The sequence below is a fragment of the Sphingobacterium anhuiense genome (assembly GCF_042686355.1).
Lineage (GTDB): Bacteria > Bacteroidota > Bacteroidia > Sphingobacteriales > Sphingobacteriaceae > Sphingobacterium > Sphingobacterium anhuiense.
The window spans coordinates 441,413-466,880 of the sequence record NZ_JBHUPE010000004.1 but is presented as its reverse complement, the minus strand read 5'-3'; the positions used below and the strand labels follow the sequence as shown (position 1 = coordinate 466,880).

Sequence of the window (25,468 nt, the reverse complement as noted above, 5' to 3'; positions counted from 1 at the left end):
TAGTTAATTAAATCGATGAAGTGGAGAGGAAAAATTAGATGCACCTCCAACCAACGCCCTAATAATGGTAGACTTACTATTTTTCAAAAATTGAATAAGATATAAAACCTTAAAAAACTTCACTCATAAACGATACTTCTACTTATAAGATTTTTATCATCCACTTCTTTAAATCTGATTCAAACTTTAGGATGTCAAAATCTTCCAATCTATATTTCTTAATTATAACAGGAACCTCATTAATCAGCTTTTCTACTACGATTTTCTCTCGTTCCTTCTGTTCAATTTTCAAAAATTGGTTTAGATCAAGCATAATATCCATGTAAATAGTCTTCTCCTTTTTTGACAGTCTAATTCTTTGCTTTAGATTCAGACTAGGATCTTGACAAATCAATAAAACTGTTATACCATTTAGAGTAGAACCATAATACTGTTCCGAAAAAAATCGTCTGTACCCTGTTTCTGACAAAGTATCTAAAACCTTATCTATTTTACTCTCCCAATAAAAATCTGCTAATATATTGAATCTAAAACTCATCATTTAATCAATTTTTGATATCTCTGTTAGTTGGTATATGAGGTTCATAGTGATCACTTAACTGTCCACTAAATGACAACTTAAGACGGCAGTAAATAAAGGAATTACTAGTACTTCCCCGATCGCCAGAGACGAACTATAGTGTAAAACGTATCCCTTATAATTCATAATTGGAATGTTTCCTTTTTGCTTACTATTTACAGTTTACAAGGGAATTTACTAATTACGCTAACGAAACTGAATGAAGACTAATTATCTCTTATTCCATTTTCATAATGATAATGATCTTGACTTGTACATGTAAATTGTTGGATAAAATTTGGCGTCATTTGAGATTCTTTTTTCACATCGAAAAAACTATTAAATAATGCCCAGTCGTACACTCCTTCATCAACTGGATATTCTGTTAATACTCCTGATAATTTATGTCTATTTATCCATATTTCTGCCTTTTCAATTGAAGTAAAAACGCCACTTGAAAACCTTCCTCCTTCACCATGAAAAACCCAAATTGTATTTAACGTATTATTCATTTTTTTATTGATTATTGTAATTAAACAACAGCTTCATATGCTAAAATCTTTACCAAACTATAGCTGTTGACAAACATTGCTCCAACTTGTATACCTAAATTATGCTGGCATCTGTTTAAATGTCAAAAGTAAATAATGTTATATTATTACTGTTTTCAGAATTATAACCGGAAAGCGAAATATTCTAGTGAATTTTCTTTAAAATGAAGTCGTCGGTATCATCTTTATTATAAATTACAATTACCTTTTCTCCTATTTCATAACTTGCAGGGTAATTTCCGACAGAATATTTGCGCCTGATGTTCTCCTTATCCAAAGTTTGATATCTGACTACTGGGTAATAAACACTGATTCTACTCCAGCGATCAAATTCTAAATCGACAATAATTCCTTCTGTTCTTAGTCCGTTCTTTTCTAATCGACGTTTCTGCTGTGTCCTCGAAACCATTACATATACTATTACAGTACTGATAAACAGAACGAAGACTACAGTGGTAAAATCAACATTGATCTCCATTTAATTTTTGTTAATTATGATCTTAAACCAATTGTTAAAATAATTTGTGATAGCTTCTTTATACTGATTAGTTGATTCTACGACTTTTTAAAGGTTAGCTTTTACTTCTAAATAAAAGCTTGCCGATTTGCTTCCAACGGTTATTTCATTTAAGGATTTTACTCTACCATTCACGTCCTGTAGTAATTGGAGATGCGCGATGATAGTAACACCAACAGAAGTAGGTACATGTTTCTTTTCATAATTTAGTCAGGATTTCTTTAAAACGATATGGATGTTTTAGAAATCATCTACAATATAAACTGAAAATCAAAGATTAAAAAATGAAAAGCAAAATAATGATATACTTAGCGATAGCGCGTAATGCTATGTAATCTTATTTTGTTCATTACACTAGAAATCGCAAAGAGATGAAATGCGGGAAACATTCGGTCTTTATTCGGGACTGCTTCGCCCCTTTTTCGGAACGCCTCTACTGTTTGTCTACTCTGCCTATACATTGCCTATACTGTTTCTGTAGAGGCAAGGTAGACAAACAGTATACAAACAGTAGAGGCATAGTAGACATTTCCCGAAGCCTTCGCGAACAGCGTGAGAATAAGTATCGAACCTGAATGCTTTAATATGCATCTGCCTTCCTAAAAAGTAGTGATTTTTTTTCGCACGAACTTACCTATTCTTTTCTTCGTCGTTCCAAGTGGGTTACATCAAGTGCATTGATTAGTTCGTCTGGATAGAATCGGACTAAAACAGTAAATAACAGATGTAATTTGCTGAAAAAACATACCGATGAATAAACTTATAATTTTATTTTCAGTCCTACATTTTATGGTATTATCATGTAAAGTGGTAAATGCGCAACTCCAGCATCATAATGTGCCAGCCCCTGCAATGGATCAATTGCTCAAAAAAATAGCAGGTGTACTCCAGCAGGAACATATGCCGGGTTTGATGATTGCTATTATCAAAAACGACAGCACCTTATTTTCGGGTGGATTGGGATATGCCGATTTAGAGCAAAAAATAAAAGTTGATAGCGCAACACAGTTTCATCTTGCATCTGTGACAAAATTTTTTGTTGCAATGGGAATCCAGAATTTAATTGCTGAGGGTAAGCTGAAACTTAGCGATCGACTGCAGACCATTGCTCCCGAAATCCCATACTCGAACAAATGGGAGTCGACTCACCCTGTAAGACTTGTACATCTTCTAGAACACACAGCAGGTTTTGAAGATATTATGCTAAACAAGATGGTCAATATGACTGGTAAACCGTTAATGGGAATCAATGCCATACAGGAGCAAAAAAATTCGCTTACTTCCCGCTGGAAGCCTGGTGAAAGGATGTCTTATTCTAATCCGGGCTATAATGTTTTGGGGTACATCATTGAGAAAATTTCCGGTATTCCATGGAATGCATATATCCAACAGACATTGCTTAAACCTTTAGCAATGAATAGTACCATCTTTGATTTAAGTGGTGAAAGTCTACAGCACTACGCTAAGGGATATGATTTTAGGAATGGCAAGTATACACTGCTTCCGCTTTATATGGCCAGTAGCAATGGTGCTTCTAGTGCACTGGTGTCGAACGCATCGGATATGACCAGATTTATGCGGTTCCTCCTGGATCCTGAAAAGAGTTACGCTGACGTTCTAATTCGTGAACATGATTTTCTAGAAATGGAAAAAGTACACAGCACCTTGGCAAGCCAACACGGATTACAGACGGGATATGCCCTGGGCAATGATTTATTCCCGAATAATAAAAAAATAACTTTTAGAGGGCATAATGGTAAAGGTGAAGGTTTTAGCTCCTGGATATTTTTTAATAGAGAGGCCGGATTGGCATATACCATTTCTGCCAATTGCAATACAAATTTATGGCCTGTATCTGTACTGATTGAAGATTTTTTAACTAAAAATATGGAGATTCCCAAAATACGCACTGTAAAAATAGATCAGTCGAAGATTGGACCTATGCTGGGATATTATCAATTTATGAACCCTAAGAATGAGCGGTGGGAGTTCTACAGAAGAATATTCGGAGGGATTAACCTGTTGGCCATTGATAACGATAAGCTTATAATTGATAAAGGAAATGGACAGGTAGACTCCTTGCTTCATATAGGGAATGGTCTTTTTCACTTGAAAGGTGATATAATCCCCTCATTTGTTATTGGCCATGATCATGAGGGACACTCGTTCTTTCAAGGTTATGGTAACAGGTTTTATAGTAAAGCTCCTTATTTAACAATTTTATTGCAAAAGATCCCTATTTACCTTGGCCTGCTCGCGGCTTTGCTGTCCATAGTCTACACGATAATCGGAATTCCATTAGCATTTTTAAAAAAAATAAAATTCATAGATCTATGCTTGGTGCTATTGCCATCCCTGGGCATAGTCTCTTTCCTAATCTCCTATCGTATATTGGGGGTGACTGATGCGATCCATAAGGAACTTTATACGACCCTAAATGGCACAAGTTTATCCATTTTTGCCGGTATGCTTTTTTTCGGAGTCAGTGCTGTGATCGGCGCATACCTACTTTATAAACGCTGGTCGCAGATCGATAGAAAATGGATAAAATTTACCTTGGCTTTCAACACTATATTCCTGTTGTATCTGGCGGTACTATTTTCAATACATGGCTGGATTGGGATCCCGATCTGGAGTATGTAGATTTTAATTTTGGTGGAAATATCATAAATTTATGAAAACAATCTAACTGATCTGATGGCTGAAATAAACACCTTAGCTGCTTTTAATGCCTTTTCAGCTGGAGCATTATGGCTATTAGGCTCCCTAATTTTTATCGGGTTCGATAAAGTGAATATCCAAGCTAACCGATGGCTCGGGGCATTTTATGGTATCCTGGCATGCAATTTTACCCAACTTTTCCTTGAAGAGTTTAGAATTGGAGGTAGCTTGCTTATTCATTTAATGGAACTGCCTAGATGGGCTATGCTCCCCTGTCTGTATATGGCGGTACATCATTATGTATCGCCTTCTTTAAATAAAAAGGAATGGTTTCTTCATTTCGTTCCTTTCCTGCTTTTCCTTCTGTTTTCTTTTGTATATTTAATGCCACAACTCTTTAATCAGCAATACGATCTACCTATATTGCCACCTTGGATTGGGTTTATCATCCGGTATTTTTTCTTCGTCCAAATGATTTATTATTGGATCGCTTGTTTTTCTTTGCTCCGTCGTCATCAAAGGAACTTAAAAATGTTGGCTTCGTTTACCGATAACATAGATCTGAAATGGCTGAGCTATCTGTTGCTTTCCGTGCTTTTCATGATTCTTATCCGTATAGTGAGTATGTCCAACGTTAACGTAACTTATTATTCCCCTATCCTATATTTTTTGGGTATAATCATTTTGGCATATGCAACACTTACTCAAAAATCAATTTATGCTTTAGAAACGTATCAGCCTGCGGAAAAAGAAGAAATGATACCAAAAAAAATAAGCAATGAACGGCTTACTACAGAACAGGTTGAAGAACTCCAATCTGTCTTGACGCGAAAAACAGTCGGCGAAAAACTATATCTCGATCCAAGCCTGACGCTTTCAGTGCTTTCAGGGAAAATAGGCATCAGCACACATGAACTTTCCTATATTCTTAATAATGGACTTGGTAAGAATTTTTATCAGTTTATAAATGAGTTACGGACGGAAGAGGCTAAATCACTTTTATTGTCGGAAGACACCAAGCATTTGGATATGTTCGGTGTTGCTATCAGAGCTGGATTTAACTCCAAAACGACATTTTATACCACCTTTAAAAAAGCTACTGGCCTCACTCCAAAGGAGTACATTAAAGCTAATTCAGACGCTTCCAGATAGCAATTATGTTCAGCTGTATCCATCCGAACTGCTTCTGAACAACAAAGGTTTATCATTGCTTCATAAAAAAAAACATAATTATGAAAACAATGAAATTATTCAAATCTGCAACTACTTCAAAAATCTGTGTAATTGTAGCGAATCTCTTTTTTGGAAGCGCATCTCTTTCAACTTACTGTTTTGCGCAGCATTCAGGTCCTATTGTACAAGAAGAGAGTCGACAATCTAAAACAGTACCCTTGGATCAGCTGCTAGGGTATTACCAGCTTCCTAATAAGGTTGCTTTTATCGAGTTTACGTTAAAAGACGAGCTTCTTTTTGCCAAACAATTATGGGATAACAAAGAATATCAACTGATCCGGATTAATGAAACGAATTTTGAATCAAAAGAGGAAGGTCACAAAATCGAATTTATCAAAGACAGCTCTGGTCATTTTAATCATGCGAAGATACTGGGAAGGATAACGATGACAAAAGTAGAATTTGATCCCAAAAAAACCAAACAGTTATCTGTCGAACAACTTGGACGACTGGAAGGGAATTACACCTTTAATGATGACAATAATCTTAAGATAAATATCCGTTCTTCGGGAAGTGGATTGATGCTAAAGCAACTGTGGGATAATAAAGAGATTGCATTTACGCCCCGGTCCGAAACTTTTTTCTTGAATGATGACAGCACCTTCCCGCTTACGTTTTTATTGAGGGAGGGTAAAGCTATTCAGGTCACTTGTTTTGAAAATGATATATGGATAAAAGTAAAATAGGTCATGATGATCAACCGAAAGCTTTTTAGGGTTTTTTTTCTAATCTGGTGCTGGCTTGCCTTTTGGACGAACGCTGCGGATGCGCAACAGGTGTCTGACGAAAAATTTAACTATCCAGTTTCCGCTCCTACATACACGAAAGAAAATGGTCCTCTGATATTGTTTGATGAGGCGCATAATAATGCATCGACGTTGAAAGGCGCCTACACTGCTTTCAGCACGTTGCTCCGAGATGATGGTTATAAGGTGATAAGCAACGCAGAAAAAGTAAGCTGGGAGCTTTTAAAAAGAGCAAGGATATATGTAACAGTGAATGCCATGTATGATTTGGAAGATTGGAACCTACCTGCAAGATCAGCTTTTTCCCAAGAGGAGATTAATGAATTATCAACATGGGTTGCTACTGGAGGAAGTCTTTTCCTTGTAACGGATCATATGCCGTGTGGCGCTTCTATCCATGATCTAGCAGGGAGATTTGGTATAAATATAATCAATGGTTTCGCACTTAGAAAGGATGGTTTACCGGAAGTTTTTTCAAAGGAAAGAAAGACACTTCTCTCCAATCAGATTACCAGCGCTCCTGAAAAAGAGATCGACAGCATCATGTGCTGGGGAGGAACGGGGTTTATCGTTCCTTCACACGCTCACATTATTTCTGTATTGGGAGATGACTACAATATTTATCTTCCAAGCCAAGTTTCTCAAATAAAAAGACCGCTACCGGATACGCTTCCTTATATCTCTGGAAGGGGCTTGGTGAACGGCGCATATCTAAAATACGGCAAGGGCAGAGTTGTCATATTTGGAGATGGTGCTCCATTTTCTGCACAGCTCCAAGGTATCAAAAGTGAGAAAAGAGGGATGAATCATCCTGGTGCTACACAAAATGCGCAGTTCCTGCTCAATATTATACATTGGTTAGATGGCAAATTATAGCAATATATTGAAAAGCTGTCCGAGACATCACCTACTTATAAAGTCTGGGATGTTTCGGATAACTTTTCTGGAGACGTAAAATTAGAAAAAAGTATACTTTTGGTAGACATTGCCCGAAGACTTTCCGAACAGCGTGCGAATAAGTAACGAAACTGATTACCATAATCTGCATTCCTGAAAGGTCTGCTTGAAGAAGAAAATAAAGCCTTATATTATTTATATCTTTAACACGAAAGTTATAACCAATTTAAAGAAATGGAAGATTTACAGCACAAAGTTTGGTATGCGTGCTATGGCTCTAAACTTTTGCAAGAGCGTTTTCTTTGCTACATAATGGGTGAACAACCTGCAGGTGCAAAAATGGGTCTTGACGATATCCGGACTTTATATTAAATTTGAGGATAGACTAAAGCTCAACAGAGGCTTTTAGGAGTAAGTTAATTTTCCAATGACACAGTTGAAGTTACACTCCCGATTGGAACGATTTGAAAAATGACATCGTAGCATTGAAAATTTCTAACAAGCTTCCTTTCACTGTGTTCGCTGACTTTGAATCTTTCAAAAACAAGTCTTAGTGAAAACACTTAAGTCAGCAAATATTTAACAAGCAATCTGTTACAGATTTCAAGTAAAGTTTTTAAAATGAAAATATCCAAACTAAAAATCAGAGGCTCAAACCCTTCGGATTCAACCCTCTGATTTCAATAAAGAATATCAAAAGTTACAGAAGAATCAACTTTTCCGATGAAATTTCCCCGTGCTTATATTTCATTAATTGATCCAGTTTGAAGCCTATGCCATGTCCATCAAGATAAATTAGCTTAGACAGAACATCATCTATTTCAGCTTCCCCAAAACGTTTTAAATTTTTCTCACCAACCACTTTTTCCTTCACTTCATTATCTATTTTTTGAAGTTGATCCACTGAAAATATCTGTAATGGATCTATATGCGAAAACCCAAAATAGACTTCCTTAACCTTCAGATGATGTGGATCATAGTATATCTTGACAAATATGTTGGCATTTTTATCTATATCAGTTATTTTAGCCTCATCTATATTATTAATCAGGATATCTCGGATCGTACTGATGTAATTTACTTTTAATATATTGGGATCAAAAGACACTACATGTTTTTCCCCATAATACTTGTTATTCTTATCACCTACTATGGTGTAATGGCTTTCCTCACTAGAATAAAATGTTTTGATCTCAAAACAAATATTACTTGCTAAAACACATGTAACTGTGAAAAATATGTTTAAAAAAATCATCATAAATTAAAAGTCTACAACATAGTCACAAAAAACCGCTTGGTCACCCAAGCGGTTCTATATATTTTAGAACACTGTTCTATTTCAGTTTTTCGATCTCTTTTATGGAAAGTCCGGTAGCCTCAGCAATTTGTTCTACTAATAAACCCATCTTTGTAAGCTTCAAAGCTGTCTCAATGGCTTTATTGTGCTCGCCTTCAGCTTTCCCTTCAGCAAGTCCTTCAGCTTTAGCTACTAATGATGCTTTTTTAGCTTCTTTTATAGCTTCTTCCAATTGCTTTTCTAGTCCTTCAACTTGTTCCTGTTGATACATCCGCACTGCTTCGGCATCCCATTTACGTTTTAAACTAATATCATACATAGTTCGTTCCTCCTTTGTCAATTTTGCGTAGCTGGCCAACTGAAAGAAGCGTTGAAATACTTCGGAATTCATAATCCTTGGCAAGGTCTTTAACGTAGACATATTCTTGAGCATAAAGAATACTTTGTCCAGTTCGTCTTCAACCTCAGCTTCGCTTTTAACAAAGTTAATAATATATCATTATTTAATTAAATGCAGTGTGCTTTTAGATTATTGCCTGTTTTAACCTAAAATGTAAAATTGATCTTAAAAATTTTGGTATCTATTTTCAGGGTCATAAGGAACTCTGTTAGGCTCAATCTCTCTCCATGATTTATAATCAAAATCAATACTTGTTATTAAATAATGAGACCAACGCCAGAAAAACAATGGATTAATTCTGTAGAGCCGATATACTTTTTGATTCTTTTTCTCTGGATGAACCTCTGTTATATAGCGATCAATCAATGATTGACTAATAGGCGTAGATTTAAAACTAAAGGTGTCGTGCCAAGTAAAAGATGCATCTGCATTAGAATATTTAAAAACATCACTATCAACACGATGAAGTATGTATCCGTTTATGAAAGGTAGATTACTAATAAAGGCGACAAGAAGATATATATAGATAAATCTTAATAAGTATTTTTTAGTTTTCATATTAATTGCAGTTTGTACTAACAAGTGGGTAAGTCTTGGTATTTGACACATTTGTATTACCACCAATTCTCATTTGGTCTAGTGATTTATACAATCCAGCAGGCGTAGTGAAGCCAATATTACTATTTGGAACGATAAGTTGTCCGCTACTGTTCTGGGAAGCATTAAAAACATCGATAGCATAATCCGTACAATTGTAATCGTTTAGATCATACGGCTTACTGCTTGCTGTTTTTGCCTTGCTTACAGCATTATTAAATGCTGAAGCATTAACTGTACTTGTTATGCGGATATTACTTCTTCTAGTAGGATTTGCAGATTCTTCTCCCATTCCACTAGCTACAGCATTTTTTGTTGGTGTAACCCAGGTAGCTACTTTTGGATAAAAACCAAATGAAAGCCTTTGAACATTTGAGCCATTTGATTTTTCCAATGTAATATATGCATGACCAGGGTCACCGTTCCAAAATTCTTGAGTTGGATATCCATCGTGGGCTGAGTGTACATGAACCGTTATTTTATATTGTGTTTGAGCATTGGATAGAACTGAATTAAAGCAATCTAACCTTTCATATAAATCTATATTTTGCGATGGAGCATGTGCGTAAAAGCCTGTAGCCGAAGGTGAATTACCACCTTCTCCTCCTCCTCCTCCTGATCCACTTCCACCGCCACCGCCACCGCCACCGCCGCTGCTTCCAGTACCACTACAAGTGGTATATAAGTAATCCCAATGTGCGGAACCATCATCGAAATACTCAACTAAATACCAATCCTTGCATACAACAGGAATTTTAGCTAGGGATGGGGAGTTAGAGGATTTCTTTTGTACACTCTCCTTCTCAATTTTGACCTTGCTATCTGGCTCTTTTGAAGTTAGTTGAACATCGATATTTTTAAGTCCTGTGGCATCCATAAGTTGACTACTGATAAAATTATTATTCATGTCATACATCATGAAATATACTTTTCCCCATTCTTGATTGGAATGACCCAATTTTTTCATGAAATTTGATATGGTCTCCTTGGAGTGAGTGCTAACAGTGAGTCTATTCGCAACTAAGTCTAATTTGTTTCCCTTTACTACAGTGTTTTTTTCAACTGTAAATACCATATTTTGTAGAGATCCATTTTCGTCCCCTAGATTTAAGCCATTTTCTAATGGGACAATAACTGTCTTATTTTCTTCGCTACTTTTAATGGTCTCTAATTTAGACCAATCTAACGCAAACGGTTTCCCATTTTCGGCATACCATTTTTTCACGAGTGAGTTTTCCTCCTCTAAAGGATAATTCAACGCTTCTCTTTCGCAAGACTGTAAGAGCATGACAGCAATTACCAAGTGGAACAATTTTCCGCAAATCGATTTTATCATAGTTTATAGTTTATAATTGAACATAACTGAATGTTTCTTCATTCAAGAGTAACTATCGTCTTCTTAATAGACGTGATTAACTCTTACAAGAAATACTTACACTAAATTAAGTGTACTAAAACTATATCCTTTTGACAAAAGGCAAAAAATATAAATATCCGAAATAATTTTAAATTTAATTCTTCGATCGGATCCTGCTTAAGGTTGACTGTGTAATTCCTAAATAGGATGCAATGTATCCCAAAGGAATACGTTTTAAAAGATGAGACTTTCGCAGAACTAATTCATCATATCGTTCCTTTGCAGATAGCATACGAAGAGAATTAGCTTTACTTTCACTTCGTATATAGTATTGTTCCGTTAGATATCGACCTATAAAATTAAATTCTAAGTGCTGTTGATAAAGAACGAAAAGTGCGGGGTAAGGAAGTTCTAGTGTAACACAGTTTTCCAATGCTTCAATTGCTTCAAAACTTTTTTGCTGACTATAAAAGCTGTAAACAGAAATAGCTAGTTCTCCTTCGGTAAGCAACCAGGAGGTGTGTTCCTCCCCCTCATCATTCAAGTAATAGATCCTCACACAACCTTTCAATATAAAATATATTGATTGATTTATTTCATTGAATTCAAGTAGATGTGCTTTTTTATTAAATGTAGTAATCTTACTATGTTGTCGTATACCATTCTCAAGCTCTTCACTCATTGGATAAATACTATTAAAGATATGAAGAATTTGATCGTGTGCTTGGTCAAGATCAGTTTTTGTCATTTTAAATATTAAGATTTATAAATACTACGATTCAACTATGGCAATACATTTTAAATATAGTGAAAGAAATTGCGAATGAGAAAAATTAAGACGTAATTAATGATATAGAAAATGATGTAAGCTACTCTACTGTCAGGAATACGACTGCTGTTACAGATAGGTCAACTGCAGAGAAATAATAAACATTTGCCGAAACCTTCCAAGATTAAGGTCGAATAAGAGATGAATATTCTACAAAAAAAACCGCTTGGTCATCCAAGCGGTTCTATATATTTTAAAAATATGTTCTATTTCAGTTTTTCGATCTCTTCTATGGAAAGTCCGGTACCCTTAGCAATATCTGCTACAGGTAAACCCATTTTCTTAAATTCTAATGCAATAGCACGCTTTTCAGCCTTAAGCTTAGCACGCTCTTCTAAACGACCCTTCTCAATGCCTTCTTTTTCTGCCTTATCTAATAGATATTCTTGAGTGCCCATTATATTACTCCTTCCTAATTTTTTTTTAATTTCTGACTCAAATATAGTTAAACTCCCCTGATTTTCAAAGCCTACGTAATACGTTAAAAAATTATAGAGACCCTGACGCGTACTCTTATCCATTTTACGACTCATCATCTGTTCATAAAGATCATGCTTAATATCTTTCAACTTATCATCACTGATATTTTTATTCGTGATAGCCAATAATGTAGTTAAAACTACGACTGAAAAGGGATTACTATTTGAACGTAATGCTACCTCATCTTGATGTAAAACCTTATAACTATTAAAGCGGTAATGGAGAATGGTGCCCATGAACTCCTTAATATAAGCAGATGGGTGGTAACTTCGGTTATCGTCAGTAAGGATAGCAATGGCAGAAATTGGAACTTGATACTTATCGGATATCTTATAGTAATATCGAAACATGCGCTCTGCAAGATCTCCCTTGCCTCGACTGGACTGCACCTCAATATGGCATAGCACAAACTGCTCACCGCCGTCTTTCAAATAGACTTTGACCAACTTATCTACGAAACGCACTCCCTTGCTGTTGGGCTCTGGAGGAAATAAAGATTCAAACTCTTTATCTAAATAATCAAAAGGTTTACTCAGATCGAATATACCTGCTGCATCTTCAAAGAAAAACTCTAAAAAATGTGCAAAAGTCTGTTCTAAAATAGACTTCCATAGCTGATCATCAACGCGGCTGCAAGATTTACTCATAATAAACTATTTATAATAAGGTTACTATAGTAAAGATACAAAATAAAGAATAGTAAAACTAATATTTTTAGTAATCAAGTTTAATTACTTACTAATTTGTACCACACAAAATGATCCTACAAAAGTAATTTGATAACTATCATTTCTTTTAGACTCCTGACATAAAGCGTCACTTTTCAAGTATAAATTTGCGTCATTAATTAATTTTTAAAAGAAAACGTTTGGAGTGGGAAATAAGAAAGGCCTTCTGCTTCAAGGCAGAGGGCCTTTTTTGAATAGCTCTGGTAAACTACGTGACTACTTATCAAAAAAATTCAAATTTAGCTGTGCTATTTTAAATTTCAGATTAAACATAATTCTCTGGATCCTATGGTTTACATCATACTTCTGGCCTCATCTGCGGAAATAATAATACTTCTTGTATGGTCGTTTGGCCGGTAAGTAACATGGTTAATCTATCCATACCAATACCCATCCCAGATGTGGGAGGCATACCATATTCTAATGCACGTAGAAAATCTTGGTCAATGTACATAGCCTCATCATCGCCTTTTTTCTGAAGCTGAAGTTGTTCTTCAAATCTTAAGCGCTGCTCGATCGGATCGTTTAATTCTGAATAAGCATTACATAATTCTACTCCATTGACGATAAGCTCAAATCTCTCTGTTAATGTGGCATCATCACGATGACTTTTGCATAGTGGCGACATCGCTACGGGATAATCAATGATAAAGGTCGGTTGCACGTATTTCTTTTCACTGGTTTTTCCAAAAATTTCATCTATTAGTTTGCCTTTACCCATACTTTCATCTTGATCGATATCGAAGGCAATACAAGTACGACGTAATTCTTCTTCGGTCATATTACTGATATCCACACCCGTATTTTCTTGTATGGCACCAGCCATGGTTACTCGTCGATAAGGTGCTTTAAAATCGATAACAGTATCTCCCACCAATACTTCAGTTGTACCCAAAACCTCAAGACATATCCTTTCCAATAGTTGCTCTGTGAATGCCATCATCCAGTTGTAATCTTTATAGGGGACATAAATCTCCATGACGGTAAATTCGGGATTATGGGTACGGTCCATACCCTCATTGCGAAAATTACGTGAAAACTCAAATACACCATCAAATCCGCCGACAATCAATCTTTTTAAGTACAATTCATTAGCAATACGCAGATATAAGGGTATATTTAATGCTTCATGATGAGAAACAAAAGGCCTTGCACTTGCACCACCAGGGATGGACTGAAGAACTGGTGTATCAACTTCTACATAACCTTTCGTAATGAAAAACTGGCGCATTGACTGAAAGATTTTCGTTCTTTTAAGGAAAACTTCTTTGACTCCCTGGTTAACAATAAGATCAACATAACGTTGACGGTAACGCTGTTCAGGATCAAGAAATGCGTCATATGCAACGCCCTCTTTATGTTTTACAACGGGTAAAGGACGTAGTGATTTTGAAAGAATCTGCAACTTTTCTACATGAATGGAGATCTCACCAGTTTTGGTGCTGAACACATTTCCCTCAACACCAATAATATCGCCTAGATCCAATAGTTTTTTGAACACGATGTTATATAAATCTTTATTTTCACCTGTGCAGATATCATCACGGCTGATGTAAAGCTGAATGCGACCGTACGGATCCTGCAGTTCTACAAATGCGGCCTTTCCCATCATACGACGGCTCATGATACGGCCAGCAATAGTGACTTGTTTAACCTCATCTTTTTTAAAACTCTGTTTGATATCGGATGTCGTAGCGTTTATCTTAAATTCTGCGGCTGGATAAGGATTTATCCCCATTTCTCGTAATTGTTCGAGATTCCCACGACGAATTACTTCCTGTTCGTTCAATTCCATATTTTACTTTCATTATGCTATATTTCTCTTCTGATAGTGAAGAAATATATAAAACACAAAAATCTCAAATCAATACGGTAATGGGTGTGAATTAACAGGACATTATTGGTAATAATCGAAAGCATTTGAACACTTGGAGTTAAAAATCATAAATTCTGATATGCTTTGGGAGTTTGTCCGGTACGTGCTTTGAAAAATTTACCGAATGTGGATTGGTCGTAAAAATTAAGAGCGTCGGATATCTGCTGTACAGATTGCTGTGAGTGTTGCAGCATAATCTTTGCTTCAACCAATAAAGCATCAGCAATCCAATCTTTAGTTCCTTTACCTGTAAGCTGTTTTAATACCGAAGCTAAATACTGGGGTGTGATATGTAGCTTATCAGCGTAAAACGATACATGGTGCTGATGGATGACATCTTCTTTCAATAATGTTAAGAATTTATGAAAAATAATATCCTGCCTGGTTAAATTACTTTGTTTTACCTGATGTTCATGATGATTTATCATCATGTTTTCGGCCTCGATTACATATTCTAGCAAGAGTGCATTAATGATATCTTTCTTGAAATGATGTATGGCCGGCATTCGGTGCTCTAGTCTTTCATGACAAGAAGCTAGTACCTTAAATTCCTCCTCTGAAAAATGGATAACAGGATCTTTACGGATATTTAAAAAACTAGTTTTTAGCACATCGTTTCTTGACCTGTTCATTGTCTCAAAATATGCCTGTTCTACAAAAATAAGTCGATATCGGGTATCTGGGCTACCTGATATGCTTTGATAGATATGCTCGGGTAGGATAAGAAGAAAATCTTGTTTGGATAAATGATGAATGCTATAATCGAGCTCAATACGCATAGTGCCTTGTTCAACGAGCACGAACATAAAAAAAGATGTTCTTATGGGAAACATGCGAGTAATATGCAAATCACGAATACCTACATCTGCGACCAGAATACTCTCTTCAAAATCGTAAATAGCTTCTTGATTGAAACGAAGAATATCTTTGAAATTTACTATCGATATATTTACCATAATCACATCATTATTACACTACAAATTAATAAAAATATTCGTTATTTACCAACTAATAATAAATACCATTTGTTTTTCTTTTCATATCGTGCTACAATTGTCTTAGGTAAAACAGATGAGAGAAGATTGTTATTCGAAAGGTTCCAGAAGTGTGGATAAGGAGAAGATATAGTGAGAAGGTCTTGCTTGGAGCTCATTCTTGAATACCATGACTGGACAGTAAAAATGGAAAAGTCTCCAGCACCAATGAAAGAGACCTTGTATAACTGACATAGCGATATTGATTATAACACAGTCTTGTTGTTGTAGAAATTTGACCGATGATTTGCTCATAGAATTATCAAGAAACTAAAAGCTGTAATCACTTTTGAATCCGACTTTATAAAATCCTAAATATTATCCAGATGTTAAACGCTTGTTATCGGGCAACACAGCTAAGGATCTTAAAAAGAAAAGCCACATCTCACGATGTGGCTTTAACTAAACATATGCATTCAAACTTAACTTACTTATACGTGTTGATAGATTGAGATACTTTCCAGTTGCCACCATCATTGACCAAGGTGATTAAATCGGTCTTAGTAAATCCTTCAAATTGTTGGGTCACTTTTGCAACCATATAGTCACTGGACTGCTCAACGATTGTGGTGCTTGTTTTACAGTTCAACTGCTCGCCTTTTTGCTTTTTCAAGAATGAAATTACTTCTGAACGGCTGTTCGTCTTATCTTCTGATGCATGAACTTTCTGTTTAAAATCTGAAGTGAACAACTGCTCTACTCCTGCCGACTGTCCCTCTGTCATAACCGCTACGTAATGATCAATGGCTAGATCTGCTGTGGGTAGCTTGACCACTGCTTTTTTGGAGTTGTCTCCTGTTGGTTTGCCTGCTGCCATCGTGAATGTTGATACTGCGATCAAGGCTGCTGCTGCGAATATTTTTGCTAAAGTGTTCATAATGTCTTTATGTTATATTGTTAGTTTATTGTTCTTAGTTGTTCTTAATTGTTGATTCAAAAGTAGGGTGTTAATCGTCCCTTGCCTATGGCAATTAGACTAAACCAATTAAAAACTCGGTAAATGGTGGAAATGGCTAGGTGAAGTGGTTGAACCTGGAATGGGGTTATTCTGCTGTAGCCCATTTGTCAATAACAAAGACATAAAAAAACCGCTTGGTCATCCCAAACGGTTCTGTATTTTAGAACGATGTTCTACTTCAGTTTTTCGATCTTTTCGATAGTAAATTAACCTTGTCGTTTTTTTAAATTCTGTTTCTTAACCGTCCACTACCGAACAAATTTCGTCCGAAATTGAACATCTACAGATAAAATAAAAACATAATTACCTGATATTATGACAGATAAACAAATGGCACATGAGTTGAAATAGTCGTAAATATAAAAATCTCGAATTTTAATGACCATCAATGAAAAAATCAGCTTTAATCATAACTTTCCTGTCCTTGACAATTTCGTGCTTTAGTCAAAAATCAAACCGTTCGGAAACCGAATTAACACAAAAAATAGACAATTATATAAAAGAGATAATTGACATTAACGAAATACCGGGTACAGCTCTTGCTGCTATAAAAGACGGAAAGGTGATTTTCGAAATGTATTATGGGAAAAGTTCGTTAGCTGAAAATTTGAACATATCTGAAAATAGTATTTTTAGATTGTATTCCACAACCAAGATAATGACAACAGTTAGTGTTTTTCAACTTATAGAGAGAAACCAGCTATCATTAGACGACAAAATTTCTAAATATTTGGACAATCTTCCGACAAGATGGCAAGATGTTAGAGTCAAAAATCTATTAACGCATTCATCGGGCCTGCCGGATATTGTAAAGTTTGACGATATTCCGTATGTTTTGGAAGAAACCGAAAAATGGAACCGTTTATACAAAAAGCCTATTGAATTTGAAATTGGAAATCATTTCAGTTACAATCAAACCAACTATTGCCTGCTTACAAAAATAATTGAAGAAATAACCGGAGCAACATTTGAAGATTATGTGCTGAATGGTCAATTCCCTACTGTAGAAAAAGGTATAGTTTTTTCAGCAAACTCCTCAGAATTTATTCCTGATAGAGTTGACCATCATCGCTTTGATTTTAAAACTGAGAAATACAATCGATTTAATGCTGATCATGGCAAGATTCATAATTCTGGGAGTGGATTAAATATTACACTAAAGGAATTTATCGCTTGGAATGAAAGACTGGACAAAAATATACTTCTAAGCCCTGCTACAAAAAATGCAATGTGGAGCCCCTTTCAGTTTAAAGACACAACAAACAGTTTTCTGTATGGGTGGGATACTTATGAAACAAACAAGATAAAATCATTTGGGTTCAGTGGTGGAAATATGACGGCTTTTAGAAAATTCATTGATAATGATCTGACTATTATTTTTCTATCAAATGGATATAAAAACTATAATGTGGAAGGACAAGTTATAGATCACATCGCAGGAATAATTGATGAAAACCTAAGGGATAGTAATTTACTGGCAGATGAAAAAATAACAGCTGATTTTTATAAAGTCGACATTGAAAAAGCAATACAAAACTATTATTCGGTAAAAAACCAATATCCCACAAGAAACTTCGAAAACAGATTACTTTCGATCGGATATAATCTCATGAATAATCAGAATTTGAAAAATGCGATCAAAGTATTTGAATTGAATCTGAAGGAAAACCCAAATTCTGCGAATGCTTATGATTGTATGGCTGAAGCATATTTTACAAACGAGCAATTTGAGTTAGCAAGACAGAACTATCAGAAGTCACTTGATTTGTATCCCCAGAATACAAATGCGAAAGATATGATCAATAAAATTGATAAAATAATGAAAAAATAATCGGTTTATTCTGGAATTAAAATTCGATAATCAGAAAAATGAGATATCGGGCTTTATATAAAGTTCTGCTCGACTTGCTGTCAACATTCTGTATGGCTACTATACCTCTTTTATCTACATTAGCCTCTAAATAAGAAATCATCAAGCTGATTTTATTTGTAAGTAGACTGCGTGTTTAGTAGTTTAGAGTTTGGAATATCCAAAATGAAAAAAATATTCTTATTCGTGCTTCTGTCGTCCTTTGGACTAAGTTTAACATATATCCAACACACTAACAATCAATACAGTATTACAGACAAACTGCCGAAAGTAATTTATAAAAATCTTAAAGATAGAGGTTTTAGGCAAGCTATATTCAAGTGAAACTGGACTAACGCTGAAGACCGATAGTATAAAGACGGTAGAATTGTACTGGCATAAGCATGGGTGGTTATGGAAAATAAATCGTTGTCCTGGATTTCCCTGATACCTTTGCGGCTATTGTACCATTGTGCGGTGGAATTAACGATAGTGATACGACGAGAGTATGCAATCTTAGTAAGACACCGATCTGGACATTTCATGGTACTGCTGACGATCAAATCTCTATCCATGAAACAGAACGAATTGTCAATGGCTTGAGAAAATGTAATGAAAAAATAAAATTTACCAAACTAAAAAATAGAGGTCATGGGATTGAAGATTTATATGAAACTAAACCGGAAATATATGAATGGTTGCTTAATAACAAAAAGTGGCTATTGAAGTTGCTAACTCTGTGCACCGACGAAGTTGGATATCTGTAAATTTGTTACTTTTTGAAATCGGCTTTCTGGATATTATGGGTTATTTAGGGACGTTCATCTCGATTTTTAATGCTAGTTCACCAAGGTTAGCAACATTCGTATTGCTCAGAATAATAATCGTAGTGGTCTTATTCAAAAATTTCATCCATACTGCGTTAATACCCATTATTTGTCCATATCTCTCCATTCGTCTTTCATCTCCTAGACCTTTAATCCATACCCCATAACCATAATCATCAAGTCCGGGAGTAAGCATTGAATCAAGGCTTCTTTTATTTATTAATTTTAGCCCATACAAGGCATTTGAGAATTTCAGTAGATCTGAAGGTGAACAATACATTGCGCCAGCGGCATACCAGTTTTCTATAAACATAGGTAAACTATTAATGAAAATAACTGAATTTTTGTCCTTAAAATAAGTACTTGCTAGATTTTTTATTATATCTTTTTCGTGCATCACGCCCGAATTGTGCATGTCCAAAGGTCTTAATATCTTTTCATACAGCACCTCTTCATAAGTTTTGCGATAGATCTTTTCAATGATTTTACCTAAAATAATGTAATCTGCATTATTGTAAGTGAACTTCGTGCCCGGTTTATTTGCAAGAGGTTTATCCCAAAAACTTTTTAAAATCTGATCTGAAGTGTACGGAGTCTGAAATATGCCCAGACCATATTTCATCGCATTATCTACACTTGAAACGGTATCAATGAGCACAACTCCCGAATTATGGTTAAGCAGCTGATGTAAGGTAACTTTTAAACTTACTTTATCTGGATATTCAGGCAAATAAGTCTTAAAAGGTTTATTTAACTCCAGCTTTCCCTGCTCTACCAGTTGAAGGATCAGGACTGCTGTAAAAGCCTTTGTTATCGATGCAATATTGTAGATAGTTTCATTGTTTATTGCAACATCAAATCTTCGATCCGCTATACCAAAGCTCTCATGGTAGATTATAGCAGAATCCTGTTGAACTAGTATAGTTCCGTCAAAACCATTCTTCGTTACATAAGATTGAATAAAGGATTGCAGAGAGTCCTGTTGTGCTATTGAGTTGTAATGGAATATTATCGTTAAAATAAAAATAATCAGATATTTCATTTTGGTTTTCATGTATATTGGATATAAAGCATTCATTCTTGTTTCGAATTAATATTTCGCATGATAATTATCAATAGATTTGCCAAACAATCAATTAGCTTTTAATGAGCATCTTACATAGATTCGTAATGTCCGATATCGAACGATTAATGTTAGATAGTGGACATTAGTGATATAGATCTATTAATTTATTCAAAGCTACTTTACTATATAAAAAGACATTAAAAACTCCGGAATACCATATACAATAATTCGTTCAACACAGTTTTATAAGCATACCGATGCGATCATTGCCGTTCAGGGACAGGGTGACGAGGTATTTGTTTAAAAAATCGACTACCAGCCTATTGCGCTGGAAGATGTGACAGATTATATTGTTAAGTTTGCACTCGAAGAGCCTAAAAACGGGACTGTCGAGATTGCGAGCCCTACAAAAGCAAATATGGATGATTTTGTCACAAAATATATCGAGATAGCCGGAAAGCCCATAAAGGTTGTTTTTGATGACGACAGCAAATACATGCATATTGTTGTTCCTAGATCACTGCTCGTTCCTACTGAAGAATATAATGCAGACAAGATTCATTTTGAGGAATGGGCACTGGTAAGTTAAAAACGTTAAAAATGATCACTTCGCTAAATGCTCTTTCGTAGTTCTTTTATCCTTTAATGCAGGTCGTTGTCGACTTCCATTTATTGTTGATCACTATCGAGGATCAGCCTTTGAATATTGTCCAAAGTAAGTTGTTTCCTTTTAAATACTAGCAAACTCGATTATCCTGCAAAATCTATTTCAATAATAATTACTCTTCCCGCTATTCAATCCCGGGATACATTTTTCCTGTTAATAAGTAAAATTGCAGTATTTCTAAACCCTCTTTATTATCAACAAGCAATGCCGTAGGAAATTCATCAATTTGTCAATATAAAGTCTTTCAATTCATTAGTTGTGCCTTTCAAATTATGCGTAGCGAAACCCGCATCGCCATTGAATCGGAGATATATTGCAAATGAATGAGTTGAATTTCTTAATAATATAATTGTAGTTTCATCATGTCCACTAAGGGTGTATATCAATAGAAAGTGCTGGAATTACTTCAAGCTTCCAGCACTCATAATCCAAAAAAGTCCCAATTATAAAACCATTCCACCGTCCATAAGGATTTCCGTTCCGGTCATGAAACTTGCCACATTGTTATCTGACAGATAAATAACAGCTTTGGCAACATCTTCCGCAGTTCCCATTTTTTGCAAGGGGATTCCGCTGATTAACCATTCATCAAGACCTTCCAATGTTTTTTCGTCCAATCCTGCTTTGGTCATAATCTCCGTTTTTGTAGGCCCTGGGCTTACTAAATTTACTCTGATTTTTCTTGGTGCTAATTCTGCAGCAGCGGTTTTTGCAATGGAATTCAATGCTGCTTTGCTTGCCTGATAAATCGAACTATTTGCTTTAGAGGTGGTCGCAACGTTGGATGAAAGGAATACCACTGAAGCACCAGCGTTCAACAGGGGAATAAATTTGCTTAAGGTAAAATAAGCTCCTTTGAAATTAATACCCATTACATTATCAAAATTTTCGGCACTCATATTTTCGATCGGACCTAAAGTTCCGGTGACTCCTGCATTAATAAACAGAATGTCAACTTTTCCAAATTGCTTTTCAACTTCGGTTTTGAAATGATCAATGTCATCCAATTTTCCCTGATCCGCCACAAAAGAAATAGCTCCTAATTCTTCGGCAGCCTTTTCAATGGCTTCTCTTCGTCTTCCGGTAATAATTACTTGTGCTCCTTCTGCGATTAATTCTTTTGCGGTTGCATATCCTATTCCGCTGTTTCCACCTGTTACGACGGCTAATTTGTTATTAAACTTTTTCATTTCTTTGATTTTTTTTCACAAAGTTATAGGGCAAATGGTATACTTTTGTTATCAGTATAACCAAGTATATCAGTATCATCAATTATATCATTTAACTTTGTAACCATGGAAAGAGATCAGACAGAAGAACTTAGAGCGTTGCAGGACACCCTTTATTTCATTGGAGGAAAGTGGAGAATTCCTGTCATTAATTCGCTTTGCAACGGCAACCGACGTTTTCGCGAAATCGAAAGAAGTATCCCCGGGATTACTACAAGAATGCTTTCAAAGGAACTGAAAGATATGGAATTAAATAAGTTGGTTAAACGAACTGTTTATCCCGATACTCCTGTTTTAATTGAATATGGACCCACTGAATATTGCAGGACTTTCGGGAATATTATTTCGGAAATGATTATTTGGGGTAGAGAACATCGAAAAATGATTGTGGAAGATAAGGTTTAGAATCGTATTATTTGTGCTGCAATTGTTAAGCTAAAAAGCCGCTGATAGTAGTTCATATGAAATAAATGATTTGAAAGTTCTTAAAGGATTTAATTTATATTTTATTTTCCATTAAACTGCTTTTGAAAATCAAGTCTGCAAGCGACTGTTTGAAATTAATCTCTTGTAAGGCTAACTTTTTCATAGTTCAAAATTATCTACTTTTTTGTGTGAAAACTTCAGCGTATAATTTATCTCTCCTACTTTTTTTGTTGCAATTCGTGTTTGATTAAGGTCAAGTCGATAATCTTTGAAACAGGTTTTGATACTGCTAACCGCTTTTTCAATGTCTACAACCTTACAAAAAATATTTAATTTCTTTTGACCCATATCAAAACCATCCACATCGCCTACTCCATTCCAGCCTAGATGGTCTTTTAGATATTCTTGCACCTTGTCTTTAAGCCATAAATCTCTTTTATTTCCTAATTCACTCTTTAAGGGAAACTGAACAACAACCCAATGATGATTGTCTTCATCGATTTGATAATAGCCATTACTTTCACAGTCTTTACAGAAATTATGTACAAAATCGTCATTTGCATTTTTCGTTTCAATCGGTGTCTCTTCTACTTTTCCTTTATAACCAACTTTTCCATAGTGAACAATGGCTACTTTTCTCTTTTCGTCAAGCCAAGTTTCTTTGTAAAGTAGTTGTTCTTTATCGTCAGTTTTATAATATTTTATCATGGTAAGTTCACCGAAACTGTAACAAACAAAGGACGAATAAAATGTAAAAATGCCACAAAAAAACCGCTTGGTCATCCCAAACGGTTCTGTATATTTTAGAACACTGTTCTACTTCAGTTTTTCGATTTTAAAGTTTGTTAATAACCTCCAAAGATATGCCTAAACTCTTTGAAATAATTTCATCGCTTACACCAGATTTCTTTAACTCTCTTGCTGAAGCGATTTTCTCAGCATAGGCTTTAGCCTCGGCTTTTTTCTGACCTTCTTTCTGGCCCTCTTTTTTTGCGTATGCCAACGTGTTGGTATAATCGCGTTTACGATCTAAGCTGGATATGTAAGACATCTGTTCCTCAGGCGTTAGTTTTGCCAGTTCTCCTAGTTCAAAGATACGGGAGAATATTCTTTTATCCAAATAGTTAGGTAGCTTATCGATTTTATCCAAGTGCTTCATAAGATACATCCATTGATCCAGAATCGTCGGTAAATCGGCTTTAGCTTTATTAAAATTAGGTAATACAAGCATCTTGTAACTCAACTTAGGATATAGCACCTCCTGATCGAATTCGTCAATAATCTTACCACTATAAAAGTACTTATCACTATTGGCAACATCCAAACGAAAGCCTAAAACAGCGATAAAATAAATTGGCGGTAACTCATAATTATCTCCTTTCTTTCCTTTTTTAGCTAGACGACTAATGGTCCTAGAGGTGTAACCCACCGCACGATCAAAAAAGAAATCCTGATTCTGCAATTGCATCTCTACTAGAAAAACTTCTCCACCTACACCAACACATCGCAAATCAAAAATAACTTTGCGCTCATTAGGTTCATCGCCATCTTCCTCCACATTGCTATAGGTAAGATCCTCTACAACATGTTCGCCTTCTAAAATACTATTCAGAAAATTAATTAGGTTACCCTTATTCTCCTCTCGACCGAAATAAAATTTCCAACCGAAGTCACTTAAGATATCGATGTACTTCGAAAGGTTACTTATCTTTACACTCATAATGGTATATCATTGGTTATCAAGTAAAAATAAAAAACAAAACCTTTTAAACCAAATAATTTAGCAAAAAATACTAAATTATTTATCAAATCAAATATTTCTCTACTTACTGTTAAAAGAATAGGAAAAAACGTTTGTTGTTGGGTAAAATAGTTGTTAATACTAAAAAGAAAAGCCACATCTCTCGACGTGGCTTTGACTAAACATATGAAATTTACTTAACTTACTTATACGAGTTGATAGATTGAGAGACTTTCCAGTTCTCACCATCATTGACCAAGGTGATTAAATCGGTTTTGGTAAACCCTTCAAATTGTTGGGTTACTTTTGCCACCATGTAGTCACCTGACTGCTCAACAATGGTAGTGCTTGTTTTACAGTTCAACTGCTCTCCTTTTTGTTTTTTCAAGAAGGAGATAACTTCTGAACGGCTGTTGATCCTATCTGTTGAGGCATGTACTTTCTGTTTAAAATCTGATGTAAACAACTGCTCTACTCCTGCCGACTGCCCTTCGGTCATAACTGCAACGTAATGGTCAATGGCTAGATCTGCTGTGGATAGATTAACGACCGCTTTTTTAGAGTCATCTCCTGCTGGTTTGCCTGCTGCCATAGTGAATGTTGATAATGCGATCAAGGCTGCTGCTGCGAATGTTTTTGCTATAGTTTTCATAATATCTTTATGTTATATTGTTAGTTTATTGTTCTTAATTGTTGATTCAAAAGTAGGGGGTAAATCGTCCCTACCCTATCGCAATTAGACTAAACCAACTAAAAACTCGGTGAATGGTGGAAATGGGTAGGTGAAGTAGTTGAACTTTTTTTTAATTTAGTAAGTATTGTGATTAAAGGGAGAGTTTATCGAAACCAAATTATCTTTTGAAACATTCAGTAATATTGAAAAATGGAATTCAAATTGTAATTAGTAAATTCGTATAAGACACAAACATGTTAATGGATAGTC

Annotated in this window: 25 protein-coding genes; 8 read left to right on the top strand and 17 right to left on the bottom strand. The window is 35.3% G+C overall.

Features of this window, described 5'->3' with window-relative positions:
- Window positions 1-142: 142 nt before the first annotated feature.
- The 3 genes from ACFS6I_RS07585 to ACFS6I_RS07575 all read right to left on the bottom strand — a co-directional run bounded on the left by ACFS6I_RS07585 (window position 143) and on the right by ACFS6I_RS07575 (window position 1,588).
- The gene (locus ACFS6I_RS07585; RefSeq protein WP_380919322.1) at window positions 143-541 is read right to left on the bottom strand and encodes a hypothetical protein; all 399 of its coding nucleotides are present in this window, start codon (window positions 539-541) and stop codon (window positions 143-145) included.
- A gap of 245 nt (window positions 542-786) precedes the next feature.
- Window positions 787-1,071 (bottom strand): DUF7710 domain-containing protein, encoded by a 285-nt coding sequence (locus ACFS6I_RS07580; RefSeq protein WP_380919321.1) that lies wholly within the window; start codon window positions 1,069-1,071, stop codon window positions 787-789.
- 184 nt (window positions 1,072-1,255) lie between these two features.
- Entirely contained in the window at window positions 1,256-1,588 is a 333-nt protein-coding gene (locus ACFS6I_RS07575; protein ID WP_380919320.1) for a DUF3592 domain-containing protein, read from the bottom strand.
- 789 nt (window positions 1,589-2,377) lie between these two features.
- Between ACFS6I_RS07575 and ACFS6I_RS07570 the strand changes: the two genes are divergently transcribed.
- The 4 genes from ACFS6I_RS07570 (at window position 2,378) to ACFS6I_RS07555 (ending at window position 7,143) form a co-directional block, all read left to right on the top strand.
- On the top strand, window positions 2,378-4,270 hold the full coding sequence (locus ACFS6I_RS07570; protein WP_380919318.1) for a serine hydrolase domain-containing protein: 1,893 nt from the start codon (window positions 2,378-2,380) through the stop codon (window positions 4,268-4,270).
- Window positions 4,271-4,324: 54 nt separating this feature from the next.
- Window positions 4,325-5,440, top strand: a complete 1,116-nt coding sequence (locus tag ACFS6I_RS07565) for a helix-turn-helix domain-containing protein (protein WP_380919316.1) — start codon at window positions 4,325-4,327, stop codon at window positions 5,438-5,440.
- Window positions 5,441-5,520: 80 nt separating this feature from the next.
- A complete protein-coding gene (locus ACFS6I_RS07560; RefSeq protein WP_380919314.1) occupies window positions 5,521-6,207 on the top strand; it encodes a hypothetical protein in 687 nt (228 codons plus the stop codon).
- 3 nt (window positions 6,208-6,210) lie between these two features.
- Window positions 6,211-7,143, top strand: coding sequence for a hypothetical protein (locus ACFS6I_RS07555; protein WP_380919312.1), 933 nt, complete (start codon window positions 6,211-6,213; stop codon window positions 7,141-7,143).
- A 721-nt stretch (window positions 7,144-7,864) separates the two neighbouring features.
- Here ACFS6I_RS07555 and ACFS6I_RS07550 read toward each other — a convergent pair.
- The 9 genes from ACFS6I_RS07550 to ACFS6I_RS07510 all read right to left on the bottom strand — a co-directional run bounded on the left by ACFS6I_RS07550 (window position 7,865) and on the right by ACFS6I_RS07510 (window position 16,639).
- The gene (locus ACFS6I_RS07550) at window positions 7,865-8,422 is read right to left on the bottom strand and encodes a hypothetical protein (RefSeq protein ID WP_380919311.1); all 558 of its coding nucleotides are present in this window, start codon (window positions 8,420-8,422) and stop codon (window positions 7,865-7,867) included.
- 76 nt (window positions 8,423-8,498) lie between these two features.
- Window positions 8,499-8,951, bottom strand: coding sequence for a PD-(D/E)XK nuclease family transposase (locus ACFS6I_RS07545; RefSeq protein ID WP_380920897.1), 453 nt, complete (start codon window positions 8,949-8,951; stop codon window positions 8,499-8,501).
- 75 nt (window positions 8,952-9,026) lie between these two features.
- Window positions 9,027-9,419, bottom strand: a complete 393-nt coding sequence (locus ACFS6I_RS07540; protein ID WP_380919309.1) for a hypothetical protein — start codon at window positions 9,417-9,419, stop codon at window positions 9,027-9,029.
- A gap of 1 nt (window position 9,420) precedes the next feature.
- Window positions 9,421-10,794, bottom strand: a complete 1,374-nt coding sequence (locus ACFS6I_RS07535; RefSeq protein WP_380919307.1) for a hypothetical protein — start codon at window positions 10,792-10,794, stop codon at window positions 9,421-9,423.
- Between the two features lie 175 nt (window positions 10,795-10,969).
- Complete coding sequence (locus ACFS6I_RS07530) at window positions 10,970-11,563, bottom strand: Crp/Fnr family transcriptional regulator (protein WP_380919305.1); 594 nt, start codon at window positions 11,561-11,563, stop codon at window positions 10,970-10,972.
- A 287-nt stretch (window positions 11,564-11,850) separates the two neighbouring features.
- Window positions 11,851-12,771, bottom strand: coding sequence for a hypothetical protein (locus ACFS6I_RS07525; RefSeq protein WP_380919303.1), 921 nt, complete (start codon window positions 12,769-12,771; stop codon window positions 11,851-11,853).
- A gap of 379 nt (window positions 12,772-13,150) precedes the next feature.
- Window positions 13,151-14,647 (bottom strand): lysine--tRNA ligase, encoded by a 1,497-nt coding sequence (lysS, locus tag ACFS6I_RS07520; protein WP_380919301.1) that lies wholly within the window; start codon window positions 14,645-14,647, stop codon window positions 13,151-13,153.
- Between the two features lie 146 nt (window positions 14,648-14,793).
- Window positions 14,794-15,684, bottom strand: coding sequence for a helix-turn-helix domain-containing protein (locus ACFS6I_RS07515; RefSeq protein WP_380919299.1), 891 nt, complete (start codon window positions 15,682-15,684; stop codon window positions 14,794-14,796).
- A gap of 505 nt (window positions 15,685-16,189) precedes the next feature.
- Entirely contained in the window at window positions 16,190-16,639 is a 450-nt protein-coding gene (locus tag ACFS6I_RS07510) for a nuclear transport factor 2 family protein (RefSeq protein WP_380919297.1), read from the bottom strand.
- 469 nt (window positions 16,640-17,108) lie between these two features.
- Here ACFS6I_RS07510 and ACFS6I_RS07505 point away from each other — a divergent pair, with 469 nt between their 5' ends.
- Window positions 17,109-18,551 carry a serine hydrolase gene (locus ACFS6I_RS07505; RefSeq protein ID WP_380919295.1) on the top strand — a complete coding sequence of 481 codons (1,443 nt, stop codon included), beginning with the start codon at window positions 17,109-17,111 and terminating at the stop codon, window positions 18,549-18,551.
- Between the two features lie 488 nt (window positions 18,552-19,039).
- Window positions 19,040-19,336 (top strand): prolyl oligopeptidase family serine peptidase, encoded by a 297-nt coding sequence (locus ACFS6I_RS07500; RefSeq protein ID WP_380919293.1) that lies wholly within the window; start codon window positions 19,040-19,042, stop codon window positions 19,334-19,336.
- Window positions 19,337-19,376: 40 nt separating this feature from the next.
- Here ACFS6I_RS07500 and ACFS6I_RS07495 read toward each other — a convergent pair whose 3' ends face one another.
- Complete coding sequence (locus ACFS6I_RS07495; RefSeq protein WP_380919291.1) at window positions 19,377-20,450, bottom strand: serine hydrolase domain-containing protein; 1,074 nt, start codon at window positions 20,448-20,450, stop codon at window positions 19,377-19,379.
- 349 nt (window positions 20,451-20,799) lie between these two features.
- On the opposite strand from ACFS6I_RS07495, the gene ACFS6I_RS07490 reads away from it, so the two are divergent.
- Complete coding sequence (locus ACFS6I_RS07490) at window positions 20,800-21,051, top strand: hypothetical protein (protein WP_380919289.1); 252 nt, start codon at window positions 20,800-20,802, stop codon at window positions 21,049-21,051.
- A 521-nt stretch (window positions 21,052-21,572) separates the two neighbouring features.
- On the opposite strand, the gene ACFS6I_RS07485 is transcribed toward ACFS6I_RS07490, so the two are convergent.
- A complete protein-coding gene (locus tag ACFS6I_RS07485; protein ID WP_380919287.1) occupies window positions 21,573-22,319 on the bottom strand; it encodes an SDR family oxidoreductase in 747 nt (248 codons plus the stop codon).
- Between the two features lie 105 nt (window positions 22,320-22,424).
- Here ACFS6I_RS07485 and ACFS6I_RS07480 point away from each other — a divergent pair, with 105 nt between their 5' ends.
- Window positions 22,425-22,763 (top strand): winged helix-turn-helix transcriptional regulator, encoded by a 339-nt coding sequence (locus tag ACFS6I_RS07480; RefSeq protein ID WP_380919285.1) that lies wholly within the window; start codon window positions 22,425-22,427, stop codon window positions 22,761-22,763.
- Between the two features lie 180 nt (window positions 22,764-22,943).
- Here the strand turns inward: ACFS6I_RS07480 and ACFS6I_RS07475 are convergent, their stop codons facing one another.
- The 3 genes from ACFS6I_RS07475 to ACFS6I_RS07465 form a co-directional block, all read right to left on the bottom strand.
- The gene (locus tag ACFS6I_RS07475; RefSeq protein WP_380919284.1) at window positions 22,944-23,492 is read right to left on the bottom strand and encodes a hypothetical protein; all 549 of its coding nucleotides are present in this window, start codon (window positions 23,490-23,492) and stop codon (window positions 22,944-22,946) included.
- 127 nt (window positions 23,493-23,619) lie between these two features.
- Complete coding sequence (locus ACFS6I_RS07470) at window positions 23,620-24,504, bottom strand: Rpn family recombination-promoting nuclease/putative transposase (RefSeq protein ID WP_108159680.1); 885 nt, start codon at window positions 24,502-24,504, stop codon at window positions 23,620-23,622.
- Window positions 24,505-24,727: 223 nt separating this feature from the next.
- Window positions 24,728-25,177 carry a nuclear transport factor 2 family protein gene (locus tag ACFS6I_RS07465; protein WP_380919283.1) on the bottom strand — a complete coding sequence of 150 codons (450 nt, stop codon included), beginning with the start codon at window positions 25,175-25,177 and terminating at the stop codon, window positions 24,728-24,730.
- Window positions 25,178-25,468 lie beyond the last annotated feature (291 nt).